Source organism: Brevibacterium sp. LE-L, from assembly GCF_050214925.1.
GTDB lineage: Bacteria > Actinomycetota > Actinomycetes > Actinomycetales > Brevibacteriaceae > Brevibacterium.
On sequence record NZ_CP189759.1, the window covers coordinates 2,770,435 to 2,785,052 of the forward strand.

Below are 14,618 nucleotides of genomic sequence, written 5' to 3' on the forward strand. Positions count from 1 at the left end.
ACCTTCGACGGGGAGACCCTCGATCTGGGAGTCGCCCTCGACGGTGAGGAACCCTGAAAGGAGACCCCGATCTCCATCGGACTGTCCATGCTCAACCGGCACGACCTCGTCGCCGGTGACACCGGAACCGGCAAGACCGCACCCCTGCAGATGCTCGCCGAGCGGCCGTCACGGGACGGTGCGCCGGTCTTCGTCTCCGATGTCAAAGGCGATCTCTCGGGTATCGGCGGAGCCCGTACAGATCTTCCCGAAGTCCGGCTATGGCCTCGAAGAGCTGCCCACGCGGACCGCGGCACGTGAGATCGCGCGCGGGATCTTCGGCACCTCACGCCGTCGGCGCTGATACCAAGAGCTTCTTCTCGCCGACGCTGACCCGCAGTTCCACACAGTCGCCGATGTGGTCGCCGTCGAGTTGCGCCGGCACAGGTGATTCGAGCGCGACTGTCGTTTCCGCGGTACTGCGATAGCTCATGAGCGGGTGTGTCTGCGGTTCGCCCTGCAGGCATGCTGCGGCGATTCCCGCCCACGCTCTGCACCGGGCCATGAACGGGTGCGGAAGTGGGCCGACGGTGAGCACGGAGAAGGTCTCTGCCTCGATTCGTGCCTCGGGGAACACTGCGATGGGTCCTGCAGGACGGGCCGCCTTCGATGCCATCACCGACCACACCGGCCTCTGGGCAGCGTTCCCAGGACGCATTGTGAAGTTGGCGGCGAAGAGGGCTCGGACGGCTCCCCAGGCGTAACCCGCCAGCCCAGGGGCGGCGTGATGGTGGGCGACGGCACGGGCGTCTCCCCCGATTCCCGCGAGGCTGATGAAATCGCTGCGAAGTCGACTGCCGTCTGCTTGCCGAAGGTCCGCCGCATTGACCGGGACGCTCACACTGTTCGTGGTCCCGCCGCGGATGATCGATGCCACCGTGGACACACAATGGTCGATTGCCTGCCGGGACGAGCCGAGACCGATATGACGGCTGAGCACATTCGCGGTTCCCGTCGGGATGACGAAGACAAGAATCCCCGCTTCTGCGAGCACCGGGGCTGCCGCACGGATGGTGCCGTCTCCGCCGAGGATGATGACGATGTCGGCGCCCCAATCGGTGAGCTGTTCGGCTTGCCAATGCCCAGAGCGTTCGACGCTGGTCGTCATGCTTCGGTGGTGCGCGGAAACAGAACGCAGGCCCTGAACGAGATCGGCATACGCTCGCAGAGTCGCCGCATGTCTGGGATTGAGTATGATCCCGACGTCGATTCTCCGCTGCGACGATGTCGGCCGGCCTTCTGGGGCGACCTCGCCGCCCGCCGGTGTCCTCTGTGATTCGCCCATTGTCGGTCGTGCCTGCGATCTCAGACGAAGGCCGGGTGGGTTTCGCTCACCGATTCGACGGCCTCGAGGGCCACCGTCTCACCAGGAAATGCTTCGACGAGGACACGTGGACCGGTTTTGCGGGGTGATCGCTTCCATGTGGCGCGTGCACGGGTGCCCATCACCACCGTGTTCTTGAACATTCCGTTGCCTCCGGGAACAACGAGCTTTTCGTTTGCAGGGTCGAGCGTAGCGCTGCGGTCTTTGTAACCGAGGATGATCTCGTCGAATCCCGGCAGCAGCATCGTCTCCTGCGCCGCGGTCTCCCATTCGGACAGACGATCTTCGAGGTCCGGGGCGTGCACGCAGTCAGTGCCGTCGATGTCCGCACTCACGATCTCACCGGCGTCGATCCCAGCGTGGATGGCCATTCTGACGTGGGTCTTCGGCAGTCCCGTCCATCGGGTGGCGTCGTCGAGCGTCACCGGTCCGTGACTGGTGACGAAGCGTCTCATCCATTCGTGCAGCGCCGCCTCGGCGTTCAACGCGGTGGGACTCGTCACCCAATCGTCGGTGAGCACGTATTTCATATCGTCCTTGCCCTCGATCATGGGGGCTTGAACGATGATGTTCTGCAGTGCCAGGGAGGTGATGAGGTGTCGAGCGTGTCCGTATTCGTCTCCGGCTTCGATGGGGGCAAACGCTTCGAGCAGCTCTTCACGGGTCAGAGGTCCACGGTCTCTGATGGCGGTTGCGGCCAGTCGGGCCGCGGTGTCGATCATCGCGTCGGTGATGCCGAAGTGCTTGCGCCGGTTGGCTGTGGACTTCATCGTCCGTGCACCGGTCAGGCCGAGGATCCACCCGATGTCCTTGGCTGTGGTCAGATGGATGGTGCCGCGCTGAGTCCAGGACCGCACGATCTCTCCGGCGTCGATGGCGGCGCGGACGGCGCCTACCCCTGCAGTGACATCGGGACCCAGACGCAAGGCGATGGAGACCAAAGCGCCGCTGAGGGCCTGCGCTTGGACGCAGCCCAGATGTTCGACGACGGCACCTGCAGGTGAGAGGTCCGTGCCTGTCGGTGACGAGGGCGGAGGTCCGACGAGGCCCTGAGCGATCAGACGGGCGGCCGAGACCTGATGTGCATCCATGGTCTTACGGTAGTGCACGCCGGTGACACGGCAATTGTGAAAGACCGACAGAATCGGGACCGCACTGTCGAACCGTTCAGCCCATGATGTCGATGAGGCCGGGCACGCGCATACGCGGCAGCGACCCCGAGGCCGCGAAGTCGCCCCAGATCCGGCGCAGTTCGGGACCGGCGATATCGGTGGTCGCGCCGTAGTCGAGGAAGGATCTGTGCCAGATCGCGCCGGGGAAGATCAGCGGCAGGTCTCCGGCATGGGCGGCGTCGAAGAAGCTGCCGTCGCCGCGAGAGACGATGAGCAGGCGCGCTCCCTGACCGCCGGACATGCGGTGCCGGTCGTAGAACTCTCGACCGGCTCGGGTGTAGACCGCCGAAGTGATCCCAGAGATGAGGGATTCGAGCATCGGTGAGGTCAGGGACCGCTTGTGCAGCCGGCGCAGGGCGGGGACGAAACCGGCGAAGAACGCCATCTCGCGTTCGGTGCGGGTCATGAGCACGTCATACGTCGGCGCGACGTCGACCCATGCCTTGGCCGCCTCGGCGCGGGACGGCAGCGGGTACCGGCCGTAGTGGACTCCGAAGCACATTCCCGCGTGCAGGCCGCCGACGAGGGCCGCCCTGTGCACTTCCTCCTGGGCCTCGAGAATCTCCTTCACGCTCGCGTCAGGGTCGATCCTCTGGGCGACCTTGGCCATCGCCCAGTTCATCGTGTCCGTACCACCGGCCAGACCCAGCGGTGCAGATGCCATGAGCACGCGCCGGAAGAGGCCCGTCGTACCCTCGGCGATCATCAGGTGGGCGCAGGCGTCTGCACCGGCGCTCTGTCCGGCGATCGTGACATTGCGCGGGTCGCCGCCGAAGGAGGCGATGTTGGTCTGCACCCACCGAAGAGCGGAGATCTGGTCGAGCACACCGAGGTTCGAATGCTCGGGTGCGCCCGTGCCCAAATAGCCGAGCACGCCGAGGCGGTAGGTGACGGAAACGACGATGATGTGCTGTTCTGCCGCGATGGTGTGCGCGTCGTAGATCTCCGCGTCACCGGCCCCGGCGACATAGGCTCCGCCGTGGATCCAGACGAGGACAGGCAGCCCCACCTCGGCGCTGGGATCGATGTCGCGGGGCATCGTCACGCTCACGCGCAGACAGTCTTCGCTGATGGGAAGGCCTCCGAGCTGGTCGAAGGTCATCCCTGCGTTCGGGTCGCGGCGCAGCTGCGGGCTCGCCGGGCCGGGCTGGCCGCCGTCGATGAAGTCCACCGGGGGTTCGTCGACGGGAGGAAGGAAACGCCCCGCGCGGGCATAGCGGATTCCCCGTGCGCGGATCACATCGTCGGCGGTATAGGCGCGGACGCGTCCGCACGGGGCGGCGATGTCCCGTGTCTCCTCCATACGGTCAGCTTACTTGCTGGGTTCGACCGGCGGCTCGGCTGACCAGGGGAAGACGATCCACTGATCGGTGCGCTTCCACACGAAGTCCGGGTCGATGATCGACGCGGACTTCGCGTAGATGACGGCCGACTGGGCTTCGGCACCGTGTTTGCGCAGCAGTTCGAGGACGAGGGCCAGGGTACGACCGGAGTCGGCGACGTCATCGACGACGAGCAGCTTCTTGCCCTTGATCGCTTCGATGTCGAGCATCGGGGCGAGCAGGATGGGATCGGGCAGGGTTTCGTGGACGTCGGTGTAGAACTCGACGTTGATGGCATCGGAGAGCTTGAGCCCGAGGGCATAGGCCAGTGCTCCGGCGGGCAGCAGCCCACCCCGGGCCACGGCGATGACGATCTCGGGGTCGTAGTCTGAATCCGCAATGGTCTGCGCCATCTCACGCGCCGATTGGCCGAACATGTCCCAGCTGAGAATCTCTTTTTCGTCGAGATCGGTCGAATCGGCGTGGTAGGCCATGGATGCTCCTCGTGTCTGCCCGGTTGTGGTTCGAGCTTCAAGGATACGCCGTCGCCGGTTCAGCTCAGAAATACCTCGAGTCCGGCCATCTCCTGTGCCTGTGAGCCGCTGTGGATGGGTGGTTTCGGGTTGACCCAGTACTCACCCGTGTGGGCATTGCGTTCGAGCAGTCGGTAGTCGATGAGTTCGCGACGCAGCAGGGCGAAGTCCGGATGGAACTCGCCGAGGATGCCGTTGAGCTGCTTTTCGTCGTAGACCCGGTCTGGGTCGAGGGAGACGAGGACCTCGATGAGGATGACGACGAGGGCGCGACGTTTCGTCGGAACGGCTGTGATGCGACCGTTCGGCATGAACGTCCTCAGTGTCTTCGCCCGAAACCGATCGATCTGCGGGTCGATCGGGGAATCGCTGAGGATTTCGCCGCTGGCTCCGCGGTGCGCCTCTGCACTCCGGTTCGCATCTTGGCTTTCGGCGAGCAGTGCGGCGCGGGCAGTAGTGAAGTTCTCACCGGTTTCGGTCATCCGCGTGCGAACGAGTCTCTTGAAATCCTTGTCCTTGGTCATGGTGTCTCTTCCTCAAGCGACCAAGTCTCCCCCCAGCACGAAACCTGGTCAGGGATTCACCGTGCCGGTTTCGTCCGAGGATGCTCTCCCCTTCGCCATGTGGTCGGTGTGCTGGGATCACGACCTCGGCTGGGCGTTGGATGCGCCAGCCAACAGTATAGATGTCATCGTCATCGATTCTCGAAGTCGGTGTTCGAAGTCAGTTCTCAAGGGCATCGAGGTACATCCACCGTCCGGCCCTGCGGACGAAGGAGGAGTTCTCTTCGAGGAGATGATCGCCGAGGTGGTCCCGGAATTTCGCTCGGAAGTGCACCGTTCCGGCGCCATCATCGGGTCCCCCGTCGGTCGTGGACAGGATTTCGAGACCGAGCCAGGTGGTGGAGTCATCGACGCCGACGTCGTCGGGTCGGGTCTTGGCATGCCACGTGCGGAAGAGGTGGTCTTCATTGCCGCGAACAAAAGCGGTATAGCGGGAGCGCATGAGCGCCTCGGCGGTGGTGGGCCAGGTTTCGCCGTCGAGTGCAGGTCGGCAGCAGTCGGCGTAGTCGGCGCCTCGAGGCACTCCGGAACAGGGACAGATCATTCCCCGATGATATCGGTGCATGGACGGCAGACGGCGGCATGCGAAGATGGAGCCATGACTTCACTGTTCCTGTCTGGAGATCCGAAGGCCGATGCACTGTTGGCCGAAGACCGCTTCGCTCTGCTCGTCGGAATGCTGCTCGATCAGCAGGTGACCATGGAGAGCGCTTTTGCGGGGCCGGCGAAGTTGGCCGAGCGACTGGGCAAGCTCGATGTCGACGAGATCGCAGAGATGAATCCGGATGATTTCCTCGACACTTTCGCCCAGTCTCCTGCGGTCCACCGGTTCCCGAAGTCGATGGCCGGACGGGTGCAGAAGCTGGCTGCGGCCATCGTCGACGACTACGACGGGAATGCTGAGGCGATCTGGACTGATGGTGATCCCAGCGGTGCCGAGGTCCTCAAACGGCTGAAGAAGCTGCCTGGATTCGGTGATCAGAAGGCGAAGATCTTCCTGGCGCTGCTCGGTAAGCAGTTCGAGCTTCAGGCCGAAGGCTGGCAGGTGGCTGCCGGTGACTACGGTGACGAGGACGCCCGCCGTTCGATCGCCGATGTCGTCGACGACGTCACTCTGCAGGAGGTGCGCGCCTTCAAGAAGCAGCAGAAGGCCGCCGCGAAGGCGGCAAAGGCGGCGAACAAGTAGGGCCGATCTCTTCGGCACAATTGCTTCCGCGCACTCGGACATGAGTTATCCACAGATTCGACTTCGCCTGTTCTAAAAAGCGCGCCTGTCGAATAATGTAGAGAATCCGGGTGTCGGCCGATGGGGTCGCGCCGCAGTTGCAGACCACAGAGGCGTGGAATGAGAACTGGATCGTCCCGACCGTGTCGTCGACCCGCCCAATTGATCGTTGCCATTTTCTCCGCATTGAGTCTGGTCTCAGTTGTCGGCTGTGCCGACACTTCGCCCGTCGCTGCGCCGACGTCGACCCTGCCCGCGAATGAGCCCGACGCTGATTCCACAGATGACACCGCCGAGGTGGCCATCCCCGATTACGAAACCGACCTCGACCTCAATAAGGAGGAAAAGAAGGCCGTAGAGGGAGCGCTGGTGGCGTTTGAAGGTTTCATCCAAACCATCAATGAAGCATATTCCGGAAAGACCAAAGCAACGAGCGAGTTCCCTCAGTTCGCGTCTGGCGATGCACTTAAGTCAATTCAAGCAGAAGCCAAATCAGTAGCTTCGGATAAAGCGACGTTTGAAGGCCAAGTCGTACCGCTAAAGGTCGAAGTATTTGATATCACGGAGCTGGAGGACTCAGCAGAAGCCGCATCAGTCTTAGTGAACTTCTGTGTCGACACTACAAAGTGGACGATGACCCCGGCGGGGCAATCACCGACTTCGAACCCTGACGGAAAAGTGACAATGCAACACACGATTCAGCAGGATGACGGGAGCTGGAAAGTCGACCAGCAAACACTCTGGGAACGACGTTGCTAGACAACAGGGCTTCCCACACCATACTTTCTATCGCAATTGTCGTCATTTGCTTATTCGTGGTTCCGATACCAGCAGTGGCAGCACCGGGTTGCACCATCGGCGACACAAGCGGGTGTGAAGCAGTGAAACCTCCTGCTCCAGAGCCGCCTCCGGGCGGGGGCGGCTCCGGAGGTGGCGGCGGTGGGACCGGAGGAGGCGGCTCCGGTGGCGGTAGCGACGGCGGAGGTGGCGCCGGTGGTGGCGCCGGTGGTGGAGTGCCGGACTGTGCAACGGAAGATGTCGGTTATCTGTGCGTGAGCGAACCCGGCCCCGGCGGTGGAGGAGGCGGAGGCGGCGAGGCTCCGGCCCGACCGGATCCCCCGACACGCATCCCGGAATCGCAGTTCCAGAACTTCGATATTCCGGCTCCCACAATCTACGCCTGGCCAAAAGATTGGGCCGTCGTCGGCAAGCCGACAGCGTTTTGGACCGACATCGACGTCAGCTATATCGACATGACCCTGCTGACCTACGCAGTCAAAGTCAGAGTCACCCCAGAGCGCTTCAGCTGGGACTTCGGAGACGGCTCGGGCACCACAACCACTGCGAAAGGCGCGAAACCACTTGCCGGCGGCACACCGCAGATCGGTCACGAATACCAAAAATCAGGCAAAGTCTCGGCAGCGATGACAGCGACATTCAGCGGAGAGTTCTCCGTCGATGGCGGCCCTTGGCTGCCTATCGACGGCTTCGCCCACGTCGCCAGCAACACCATCGGCATCGACGTCTACCGGTATCACCGCTACCTCGTCGACGAAAACTGCTACACCAACCCTCGCGGACCCGACTGCGCTCAATCGGCCAGATGACACCCCTCATCTCTCGGCCAGAACGCAACAGTCTAACGCCCCGGCATAGACAGTCGGACTGTGACTCGAGAAACCTGAAACAATGGCACCATGGTGTGCCGAATGAACGAGCTCCTGATCGATTCTCACTGGCCCGTCGTCATCATCGGGGCGGGCCAAGCCGGGCTGTCCGCAGCGCATTACCTGTGGCGCGACGGGCTCGCACCGGGCAAGGATTTCATCATCCTCGACGCCGGCGACGGACCCGGTGGAGCGTGGCGGGAGCGGTGGGACTCCCTGACTCTGGGTTCCACGAACCATATCTCCGACTTGCCCGGATTCCCACTCGGCCGCCCCGACCCGAACATACCCGCCTCGCAGATCGTCTCCGACTACTACTCCCGGTTCGAACGCGAGCTCGAACTCTGCGTCATCCGCCCAGCTGAAGTGAACACCGTCCGCTCGGAAGAACGAGGGCAGGGACGCTTCACCATCACCACCACAATAGACGGTGAACACGTGGCGCTCTCCAGCGACTTCCTCATCAACGCAACCGGCACCTGGACTCAGCCCTACGTCCCCTTCATCCCCGGCATCGCCGAATTCGAAGGCCACCAGCTCCATACCGTGAACTTCCGGGACGTCGAGGACTTCCGCGGACTGCGCACACTCGTGGTCGGCGGCGGAATCTCCGCCACACAGTTTCTCCTCGAACTCGCCGAGGTGACCGACACGCTGTGGGCCACACGCCGTCCCCCGAACTTCACGTCCAGAGAATTCGACGGCCAATGGGGCCTCGAAGTCGAGCGGGCCGTGCGCGACCGAACTCTGTCCGGCCTTGCCCCGGCCAGCGTCGTGCGCACCACGGGGCTGCCGATCCGACGAGAGTTCCGCGAAGGGATCGATTCCGGAGTTCTGGTCTCCCGTGGCATGTTCGACCGCATCCTTCCTCACGCGGTCCGGTTCCCCGGGACCGGCGACACCGAACAGCCGACGACCTCGGAGGGACTGGGCCCATCGGCCAGTGACCATCTGGCAGTACCCGAGTCGTGGGCACCATTCACCGCACCTCACGTCGAAGAGGTCGACGTGATCTTCTGGAACACAGGATTCCGAGCAGCTCTCAAACACCTCGCACCTCTTCATTTGCGCACACCGGATGGTGGGATCGCCATGGAGACAGAAGTCGCCGTCAAGGACGATCCCCGACTCTTCCTCGTCGGCTACGGATCGGCCAGTTCCACGGTCGGCGCCACCCGCGCGGGAAGGATTGCGGCCCGGGAACTGCTCAAACGCATGTCAGGTAGCCGACAGCCTCAGCGCAGGTCTGGGGCTTTGAGCACCTGATCGCCGAGGCGAACCGTCGGAAGCATTTGGCGGAACTGGTCCTGAGCTTCGGTGTCATCGGCTTGAGCAAGCATGTCGACACTGATCTTGAACAGTCGACCGTCGGCGGATAATCCGGCAACGGTACCGAAGATCACTGAGTCCTCCTGATCGACTGCGCGCATATCGTCGGCAGCCAGCGTGCCATGGAAGACCCAGTACTCTCCCCCACTGAGTGATCCCGTGGTTTCACTGTCCAATGTCGACCCCGAGGTGCTGAACATTCTCTCCCGCGCCTGATCCACCAAGCCCTGAGGTGAAGAATCATCGTCATCGAAGCAGTTGACCGTGATGATCGCCTCGGAATCGGCGGTATAGAGCCGATATCCGTCGTACCCGGAACCATCGGCCCAGTCTGCGCCCAATGCCAGGCTGACTTCGATGGGACACTTGTCGCCCAGGTCAACGGTGGTCTCACTCATGTCGTCGGGAATCGTCGGACCCGTTGATGTCGGCGATGGTGACTGCCCATCCCCGATGCCCACTTTCGCCGGCTTCGAGCCTGCTTCATCGGAGCTGCTGACCCGGAACGCCGAACATCCGCTGAGGGTCAGCCCCAGAACCAACGTCACCGCTGCGAATGACCTCTTCATCGTTGTCTGCCTTCACTCGGTCGGTGGGGTCATCCACATCGTACCCAAAGTCGGATTCGTCCCCGTTCCCTAGCGCAACTGCAGGATGCCGCCTAGCCTGGAGGCATGACTGAGATCCCGCTTTTCGATGACTCTGATATCAACCGCGTGCTCTGCGTGGTCGCCCACCCCGACGATATGGAGTACGGAGGGTCGGCCGCAGTGTCGAAATGGACCGACGAGGGCAAGGAGGTCGCTTATCTGCTGCTTACCCGTGGGGAGGCAGGGATCCGTGAAATGAGCCCCGAGGAGGTGGCGCCGTTGCGCGCCGAAGAGCAGCGTCGGGCATGCAATGTCGTCGGCGTCGACGATCTCGAGATCCTCGACTACCCGGATGGACTGTTGGAACCCACTCATGAGCTGCGTCGCTCGATTGCGCGGAAGATCCGCGAGTTCCGACCGAATGCGGTCGTGGTGACGACATTCGATCTGCAGGTCCAGTGGGGACTCAATCATGTCGATCATCGCAATGCCGGTGTCGCCACTGTCGATGCGATCCGCGATGCCGACAATCCCTGGGTCTTCACCGATCTCAAGGACGAAGGGCTCGAAGCGTGGAAAGCCGATCGGCTGCTCATCAACGGTGCCGAGCCCACTCATGCCGTGGCCCTCACCGCCGAGCATGTCGACCGCGGTGTGCGGTCACTCGAGGCGCACAAGGTCTATTTGGACGCACTCAGTGACCACCCGGAACCGAAGGATATGATCTCCGGCATCACCACGAGCGGTGGAGAGCTCGCCGGTGTTGATTATGCTCTGCCGATCACCGTCGTCGATATGTGAGAACTTCGGCACGAGCTGCGTACCGGCACCCGAGGTGCCTGCCGCATTGATCATGATCGGCACTCTTTGCCTGCAGAGTGAACCGGGTGGGACGCGTACACGTCCCACCCGGTTCACTATGCGCGGGTCGAGGATTCGGCCCGCAGACAGGAGATCAGGCTCCCAGAGCTGCGATCGCTGAGTCGTAGTCGGGCTCGGTGGTGATCTCGTCGACGAGCTGTGTGTAGGTCACAGTGCCTTTCTCATCGACGACGACGACAGAGCGTGCGAGCAGGCCGGCGAGCGGACCATCGACCATGGTCACACCGAAGTCCTTGCCGAACGAGCTGCGGAATCCCGATGCTGCCACGACGTTCTCGATTCCCTCGGCACCGCAGAAGCGGCCCTGAGCGAACGGAAGGTCATTGGATACGCAGAGAACGGTGGTGTTCCCCAGGTCGGCGGCGAGTTCGTTGAACTTGCGCACCGAGGCTGCGCACACGCCCGTATCGACGCTGGGAAAGATGTTGAGCACGACGCGCTTGCCCGAATAGTCCTGTGAGTTCACATCACCGAGGTCGCCGCCGACGAGGCTGAAGGCCGGAGCCTGCTCGCCTTTGGCAGGCAGGTCGCCGACGGTCTTGACCGGAGATCCCTGGAATGCTGTGTTGGCCATGCTTGACTTTCTCCTTCTTCAGAGCTGACTGCTGTCTCTCTCACTCTACGTGAGTCGAGGCCGGGGGAAGCCCGATGAATGCAGACCGGTCATCAGGTCGACGTCAATTCGCTGTGTCCCGCGGATGCTCGGCGATTCCTCAGCTGCGACGGCGGCGTGTGAAGAGCACCAGCACCGTCCCGAGTGCGATGATCGCGGCAGCGATGCCGATGCTCGTGGTGACTTCGACACCGGTCCGTGGAAGGTCGGCCCCGCCACCGGCGCCGGCCGCCGATTCATCGGCTTCGCCGCTGTCATCCCCGTCAGAGCCTCCGGCATTCCCAGAACTCGAAGCATCCGAGGATTCGCTGGCATCGGACTCGTCGTCATCGGATCCATTCGAATCTGCTGCCGCAGTTGCTTCACGGGAGCTGTCTCCGTTGTCGCTGGAATCGTCGCCATCGTCTCCGCCGTCTCCGCCAGGGGTCCGACTGCTGGTGACGACCTGCCAGTTCTCGTCGAAGAAATCGGCTGGGTCGACGATCTGTTTTTCCTCGGCCCAGTCGATGAGGGCCTGGCGCACCTCGACCTGCTCGTTGTAGATCTCTTTGAGTCCGTCGACCGGGTAGCCGCCTCCCCCGGACTGGCGGTAGTTGTTGATGGCGAGAATGAACCGGTCGTCGTCTCCGACTTCGGTGCCGTCGGCCCGTTTGAGATGCTCGATCCTCTCACCGCTGGGTTTGGAGACGTTGATGTCATAGTCGATTCCGGCCAGAGCGTCATAGTTGTAGTCCGGGATCGGTGAATCGGAGCCTTCATCGATCGCATTGGTGCCGTCGACCGGGTCGAATTCAGCGCCTTCTTCAGTCTGTTTGAAATACCGGGCCGAGTACTCGAGGTAGTCACGGAGCTGGGCACCGTTGATTTCGACCCCGGCCAGAGTGTTGTCGTAGACGTAGAGTCCGGCCACATCGCGGATCGTGATGTCACCGGCTGGGAATTCTGCGGTGCGACTGAACGGTGATGCCTGTGAGATCACGGGCAGATCCTCATAGTCTGTTCCCTTCAGGCCCTCCTGCACCGTCTCAGTCTGGACGTGAGAGATGAAGTCGAGGATCGCTGTGTCCTCGTAGTAGGAGGTCTTCGCCGACAGGGTTTCAGTCACCCGCCCGATCTTCGTGTTCACGTAGTCGATCGTGGTCCGGTGCTGCTCATCGACGAGGTCCTTGATCTCCTGATCCTCAGCGACTTCGCCCTGGGTGGCCAGCGCATCCGCGTGGGGCTCGATCTCACCCCAATCGACGTGGTGTGTGTCGAGATTGATCGGCAGGCCCACCTCGGAGACCGATCGGGCCCAGTAGTTCGGCTGGGTGATGAGCACCTGACTGCCGTCGTCACGGTCCACGACCTGACTGGGTTCGTTCTGGTGGGTATGTCCGGCAACGAGGACATCGATACCGGGAACCTTCGCCACCGAGGTGCTGAGGTTCTCCTGCAGTTGGTCCGGGTCCCAGTTCTGCCCCTTCGGATCCTTGCCCGAGTGGGAAAGCACGACGATGACGTCAGCGCCTTTCTGCTTCATCTCGGGGACATACTTCTGGGCCGTCTCAACGGGATCGTCGAAGTGCACCTTTCCGGTCAGGTTGTTCTTGTCCCAGATTCGACTGCCGGGGGTAGTCACTCCGAGAACACCGACGGTGATCGTCTCACCATCGACCTGTTTGTCGACCATCGCATACGGATCCAGATGTGTCTGACCGTCAGCGTCATCGATGACATTGGCGCCGAGCAGCGGGAAGTCGATCTGGTCTTTGTAGGTGGCCAGCAGATCGAGACCGTAGTTGAACTCATGGTTGCCGACGACCTGTGCGTCGTATTCCAAATGGTTGTAGGTCTTGGCCAGCGGGTGCGTCTGACCACTCGTCGTGATCGGCTCCTGTTTGGCGAAGTAGTAGGCCAAGGGGTTGCCTTGGATGGTGTCACCGTTGTCGACGAGGAGCACGGATTCCGCGCCCTTGTCCTCGCGGACCCCATTGACGAGCGTCGCTGCGCGGGTCATCCCCAGTTCCTCCCCTGCCGGGTAAGGCTTGTTCGCGAAGTAGTCCCAGTTGAGTACGTTGCCGTGTACGTCGGTCGTCGCCAGCAGCGTCAGCTCTCCGGTCTTGGCCGCCTGGGCGTCGGCGGAATCCCCTGCGTCGCCGAGGCCGGTCGCCGAGGCGGCCGCGGGTCCGGTGACGATGAGAGCAAGGGCGAGTGTTGACGAGGTCAGGGTGCGCAGACGCATGTGTCTCCAGAAGACTGGTCAAAGTGGATGAAAGTGATTCAACTCTCTCACCCTAGTGTGCGCTGACCGTTTTCTGAATGGATCTTGAAAGAAATTTGAACAAACTCTGTTGCGCTCAAGCCGCGCTGGAGTCGGCTCCAACCGACTGAGCCTTCGAAGCAGCGAATTTCGCCTCGACGACGATGAGGATGACGACAACAGCTGCGCCGAGGACTGCCAAAAGGATCGGGCCGAGCACCGGGTCACCAGGAGCCAGCAGAGCACCTGCTCCGTGCTCTTCGCCGTCAGCCCCTGCCTCGGCGGACGACTGCCAGGGCCAGAGAGCGCGCAGGGAACCGAACATCAGTCCCGCCATGACGGTGAGTGTCCACCACCGGTGGTTGTGGAGGAAGTATCTGAGGATGTTGACAAAGACGGCCAGGCCGAGGATCGCTCCGAGCAGGAAGATTCCGATGTACCCGAAATCGCGGGAGTCGACGGCGCGCAGTGTCGTCGAGTACAGGCCGACCGCCAGCAGGAAGAATGATCCGGAGACTCCGGGAATGACGAGTGCGCAGATGGCGATCGAGGCGACGAAGAAGACCGTGATGAGAGGCGGGTTCTCCACATCTGCACCGCCGGCCAGACTCGTCATCCAGAACGCGAGCGCGGCTGCGGCGATGAAGGCCAGAACACCGAGGAGTGCCGGCTGACGCGTGGTCCGTGCGGGCAGCATCCGCAGCGGCACCGCGATGCTGGCGGCGACGAGACCGAAGAACAGTCCGCGGGAGAGTTCGGGGTTGCCGGCGACGAAGGACTCCATGACACCGGCAATGGTGAACACTGCAGTGGCCATTCCCAGCAGAACGGGGATAACGAGGAGCCAGTCGGTACGCCGCAGTTCAGCGATCGCACCTGTCACCCGGTCCGGTCCTGCCACCAGGGTCTTTGCTGCAGAGACGACGTGTGCGGCGGAGTCGATCAGCTGGTCGTAGACTCCGGTGACCAGGGCGATGGTTCCGCCGGAGACTCCGGGGACGAGTTCGGCGCTGCCGATGAGGAAGCCACGCACCAGGTCGAGTGGAAGGAGCGCCTTGGGTCGTTTCGGCTCAGTGTCGGCAGCGGATGGCGAGGAGTTCGTCATACCTCCCAGCCT

General features: G+C 62.6%; 16 protein-coding genes. 6 read left to right on the forward strand and 10 right to left on the reverse strand.

Annotated elements, in window-relative coordinates; translation table 11 throughout:
• Nucleotides 1-69 precede the first annotated feature (69 nt).
• Nucleotides 70-300, forward strand: coding sequence for a helicase HerA-like domain-containing protein (locus ACQE2J_RS12505; RefSeq protein WP_346763131.1), 231 nt, complete (start codon nt 70-72; stop codon nt 298-300).
• 25 nt (nt 301-325) lie between these two features.
• On the opposite strand, the gene ACQE2J_RS12510 is transcribed toward ACQE2J_RS12505, so the two are convergent.
• The 6 genes from ACQE2J_RS12510 to ACQE2J_RS12535 form a co-directional block, all read right to left on the reverse strand.
• The gene (locus ACQE2J_RS12510) at nt 326-1,324 is read right to left on the reverse strand and encodes a diacylglycerol/lipid kinase family protein (protein WP_135807587.1); all 999 of its coding nucleotides are present in this window, start codon (nt 1,322-1,324) and stop codon (nt 326-328) included.
• A 20-nt stretch (nt 1,325-1,344) separates the two neighbouring features.
• Nucleotides 1,345-2,454 (reverse strand): winged helix DNA-binding domain-containing protein, encoded by a 1,110-nt coding sequence (locus ACQE2J_RS12515; protein WP_135807588.1) that lies wholly within the window; start codon nt 2,452-2,454, stop codon nt 1,345-1,347.
• A gap of 76 nt (nt 2,455-2,530) precedes the next feature.
• On the reverse strand, nt 2,531-3,838 hold the full coding sequence (locus ACQE2J_RS12520) for a carboxylesterase family protein (RefSeq protein WP_426936409.1): 1,308 nt from the start codon (nt 3,836-3,838) through the stop codon (nt 2,531-2,533).
• Nucleotides 3,839-3,847: 9 nt separating this feature from the next.
• Nucleotides 3,848-4,351, reverse strand: a complete 504-nt coding sequence (locus tag ACQE2J_RS12525) for a phosphoribosyltransferase (RefSeq protein WP_135807590.1) — start codon at nt 4,349-4,351, stop codon at nt 3,848-3,850.
• A 59-nt stretch (nt 4,352-4,410) separates the two neighbouring features.
• Nucleotides 4,411-4,914: a DUF2087 domain-containing protein gene (locus tag ACQE2J_RS12530; RefSeq protein WP_135807591.1), complete on the reverse strand. Its 504-nt coding sequence runs from the start codon at nt 4,912-4,914 to the stop codon at nt 4,411-4,413.
• 199 nt (nt 4,915-5,113) lie between these two features.
• On the reverse strand, nt 5,114-5,497 hold the full coding sequence (locus ACQE2J_RS12535) for a YchJ family protein (RefSeq protein WP_168216582.1): 384 nt from the start codon (nt 5,495-5,497) through the stop codon (nt 5,114-5,116).
• A gap of 54 nt (nt 5,498-5,551) precedes the next feature.
• On the opposite strand from ACQE2J_RS12535, the gene ACQE2J_RS12540 reads away from it, so the two are divergent.
• From ACQE2J_RS12540 to ACQE2J_RS12555, 4 genes are all read left to right on the forward strand, one after another.
• The gene (locus ACQE2J_RS12540) at nt 5,552-6,139 is read left to right on the forward strand and encodes an HhH-GPD-type base excision DNA repair protein (protein WP_135807592.1); all 588 of its coding nucleotides are present in this window, start codon (nt 5,552-5,554) and stop codon (nt 6,137-6,139) included.
• 201 nt (nt 6,140-6,340) lie between these two features.
• The gene (locus ACQE2J_RS12545) at nt 6,341-6,937 is read left to right on the forward strand and encodes a hypothetical protein (protein WP_135807593.1); all 597 of its coding nucleotides are present in this window, start codon (nt 6,341-6,343) and stop codon (nt 6,935-6,937) included.
• Between the two features lie 293 nt (nt 6,938-7,230).
• Nucleotides 7,231-7,785: a hypothetical protein gene (locus ACQE2J_RS12550; protein ID WP_135807594.1), complete on the forward strand. Its 555-nt coding sequence runs from the start codon at nt 7,231-7,233 to the stop codon at nt 7,783-7,785.
• A gap of 102 nt (nt 7,786-7,887) precedes the next feature.
• Nucleotides 7,888-9,111: an NAD(P)-binding domain-containing protein gene (locus ACQE2J_RS12555; protein WP_240688449.1), complete on the forward strand. Its 1,224-nt coding sequence runs from the start codon at nt 7,888-7,890 to the stop codon at nt 9,109-9,111.
• On the opposite strand, the gene ACQE2J_RS12560 is transcribed toward ACQE2J_RS12555, so the two are convergent.
• Nucleotides 9,081-9,743, reverse strand: coding sequence for a hypothetical protein (locus tag ACQE2J_RS12560; RefSeq protein WP_135807596.1), 663 nt, complete (start codon nt 9,741-9,743; stop codon nt 9,081-9,083). The genes ACQE2J_RS12555 and ACQE2J_RS12560 overlap by 31 nt on opposite strands.
• A gap of 105 nt (nt 9,744-9,848) precedes the next feature.
• Here ACQE2J_RS12560 and ACQE2J_RS12565 point away from each other — a divergent pair, with 105 nt between their 5' ends.
• Nucleotides 9,849-10,565, forward strand: coding sequence for a PIG-L deacetylase family protein (locus ACQE2J_RS12565; protein WP_135807597.1), 717 nt, complete (start codon nt 9,849-9,851; stop codon nt 10,563-10,565).
• A gap of 154 nt (nt 10,566-10,719) precedes the next feature.
• On the opposite strand, the gene tpx is transcribed toward ACQE2J_RS12565, so the two are convergent.
• The 3 genes from tpx to ACQE2J_RS12580 all read right to left on the reverse strand — a co-directional run bounded on the left by tpx (nt 10,720) and on the right by ACQE2J_RS12580 (nt 14,606).
• Nucleotides 10,720-11,220, reverse strand: coding sequence for a thiol peroxidase (gene tpx, locus ACQE2J_RS12570; RefSeq protein ID WP_135807598.1), 501 nt, complete (start codon nt 11,218-11,220; stop codon nt 10,720-10,722).
• Between the two features lie 139 nt (nt 11,221-11,359).
• Complete coding sequence (locus tag ACQE2J_RS12575; RefSeq protein WP_135807599.1) at nt 11,360-13,483, reverse strand: bifunctional metallophosphatase/5'-nucleotidase; 2,124 nt, start codon at nt 13,481-13,483, stop codon at nt 11,360-11,362.
• A gap of 115 nt (nt 13,484-13,598) precedes the next feature.
• A complete protein-coding gene (locus tag ACQE2J_RS12580) occupies nt 13,599-14,606 on the reverse strand; it encodes a DUF368 domain-containing protein (RefSeq protein WP_135807600.1) in 1,008 nt (335 codons plus the stop codon).
• Nucleotides 14,607-14,618: the final 12 nt, after the last annotated feature.

What these genes read in the sequence shown, in the direction of transcription:
- ACQE2J_RS12510 (WP_135807587.1), bottom strand. Translation starts at nt 1,324, where the DNA reads ATGGGCGAATCACAGAGGACACCGGCGGGCGGCGAGGTCGCCCCAGAA.
- ACQE2J_RS12515 (WP_135807588.1), bottom strand. Translation starts at nt 2,454, where the DNA reads ATGGATGCACATCAGGTCTCGGCCGCCCGTCTGATCGCTCAGGGCCTC.
- ACQE2J_RS12520 (WP_426936409.1), bottom strand. Translation starts at nt 3,838, where the DNA reads ATGGAGGAGACACGGGACATCGCCGCCCCGTGCGGACGCGTCCGCGCC.
- ACQE2J_RS12525 (WP_135807590.1), bottom strand. Translation starts at nt 4,351, where the DNA reads ATGGCCTACCACGCCGATTCGACCGATCTCGACGAAAAAGAGATTCTC.
- ACQE2J_RS12530 (WP_135807591.1), bottom strand. Translation starts at nt 4,914, where the DNA reads ATGACCAAGGACAAGGATTTCAAGAGACTCGTTCGCACGCGGATGACC.
- ACQE2J_RS12535 (WP_168216582.1), bottom strand. Translation starts at nt 5,497, where the DNA reads ATGATCTGTCCCTGTTCCGGAGTGCCTCGAGGCGCCGACTACGCCGAC.
- ACQE2J_RS12540 (WP_135807592.1), top strand. Translation starts at nt 5,552, where the DNA reads ATGACTTCACTGTTCCTGTCTGGAGATCCGAAGGCCGATGCACTGTTG.
- ACQE2J_RS12555 (WP_240688449.1), top strand. Translation starts at nt 7,888, where the DNA reads ATGAACGAGCTCCTGATCGATTCTCACTGGCCCGTCGTCATCATCGGG.
- ACQE2J_RS12560 (WP_135807596.1), bottom strand. Translation starts at nt 9,743, where the DNA reads ATGAAGAGGTCATTCGCAGCGGTGACGTTGGTTCTGGGGCTGACCCTC.
- ACQE2J_RS12565 (WP_135807597.1), top strand. Translation starts at nt 9,849, where the DNA reads ATGACTGAGATCCCGCTTTTCGATGACTCTGATATCAACCGCGTGCTC.
- tpx (WP_135807598.1), bottom strand. Translation starts at nt 11,220, where the DNA reads ATGGCCAACACAGCATTCCAGGGATCTCCGGTCAAGACCGTCGGCGAC.
- ACQE2J_RS12575 (WP_135807599.1), bottom strand. Translation starts at nt 13,483, where the DNA reads ATGCGTCTGCGCACCCTGACCTCGTCAACACTCGCCCTTGCTCTCATC.
- ACQE2J_RS12580 (WP_135807600.1), bottom strand. Translation starts at nt 14,606, where the DNA reads ATGACGAACTCCTCGCCATCCGCTGCCGACACTGAGCCGAAACGACCC.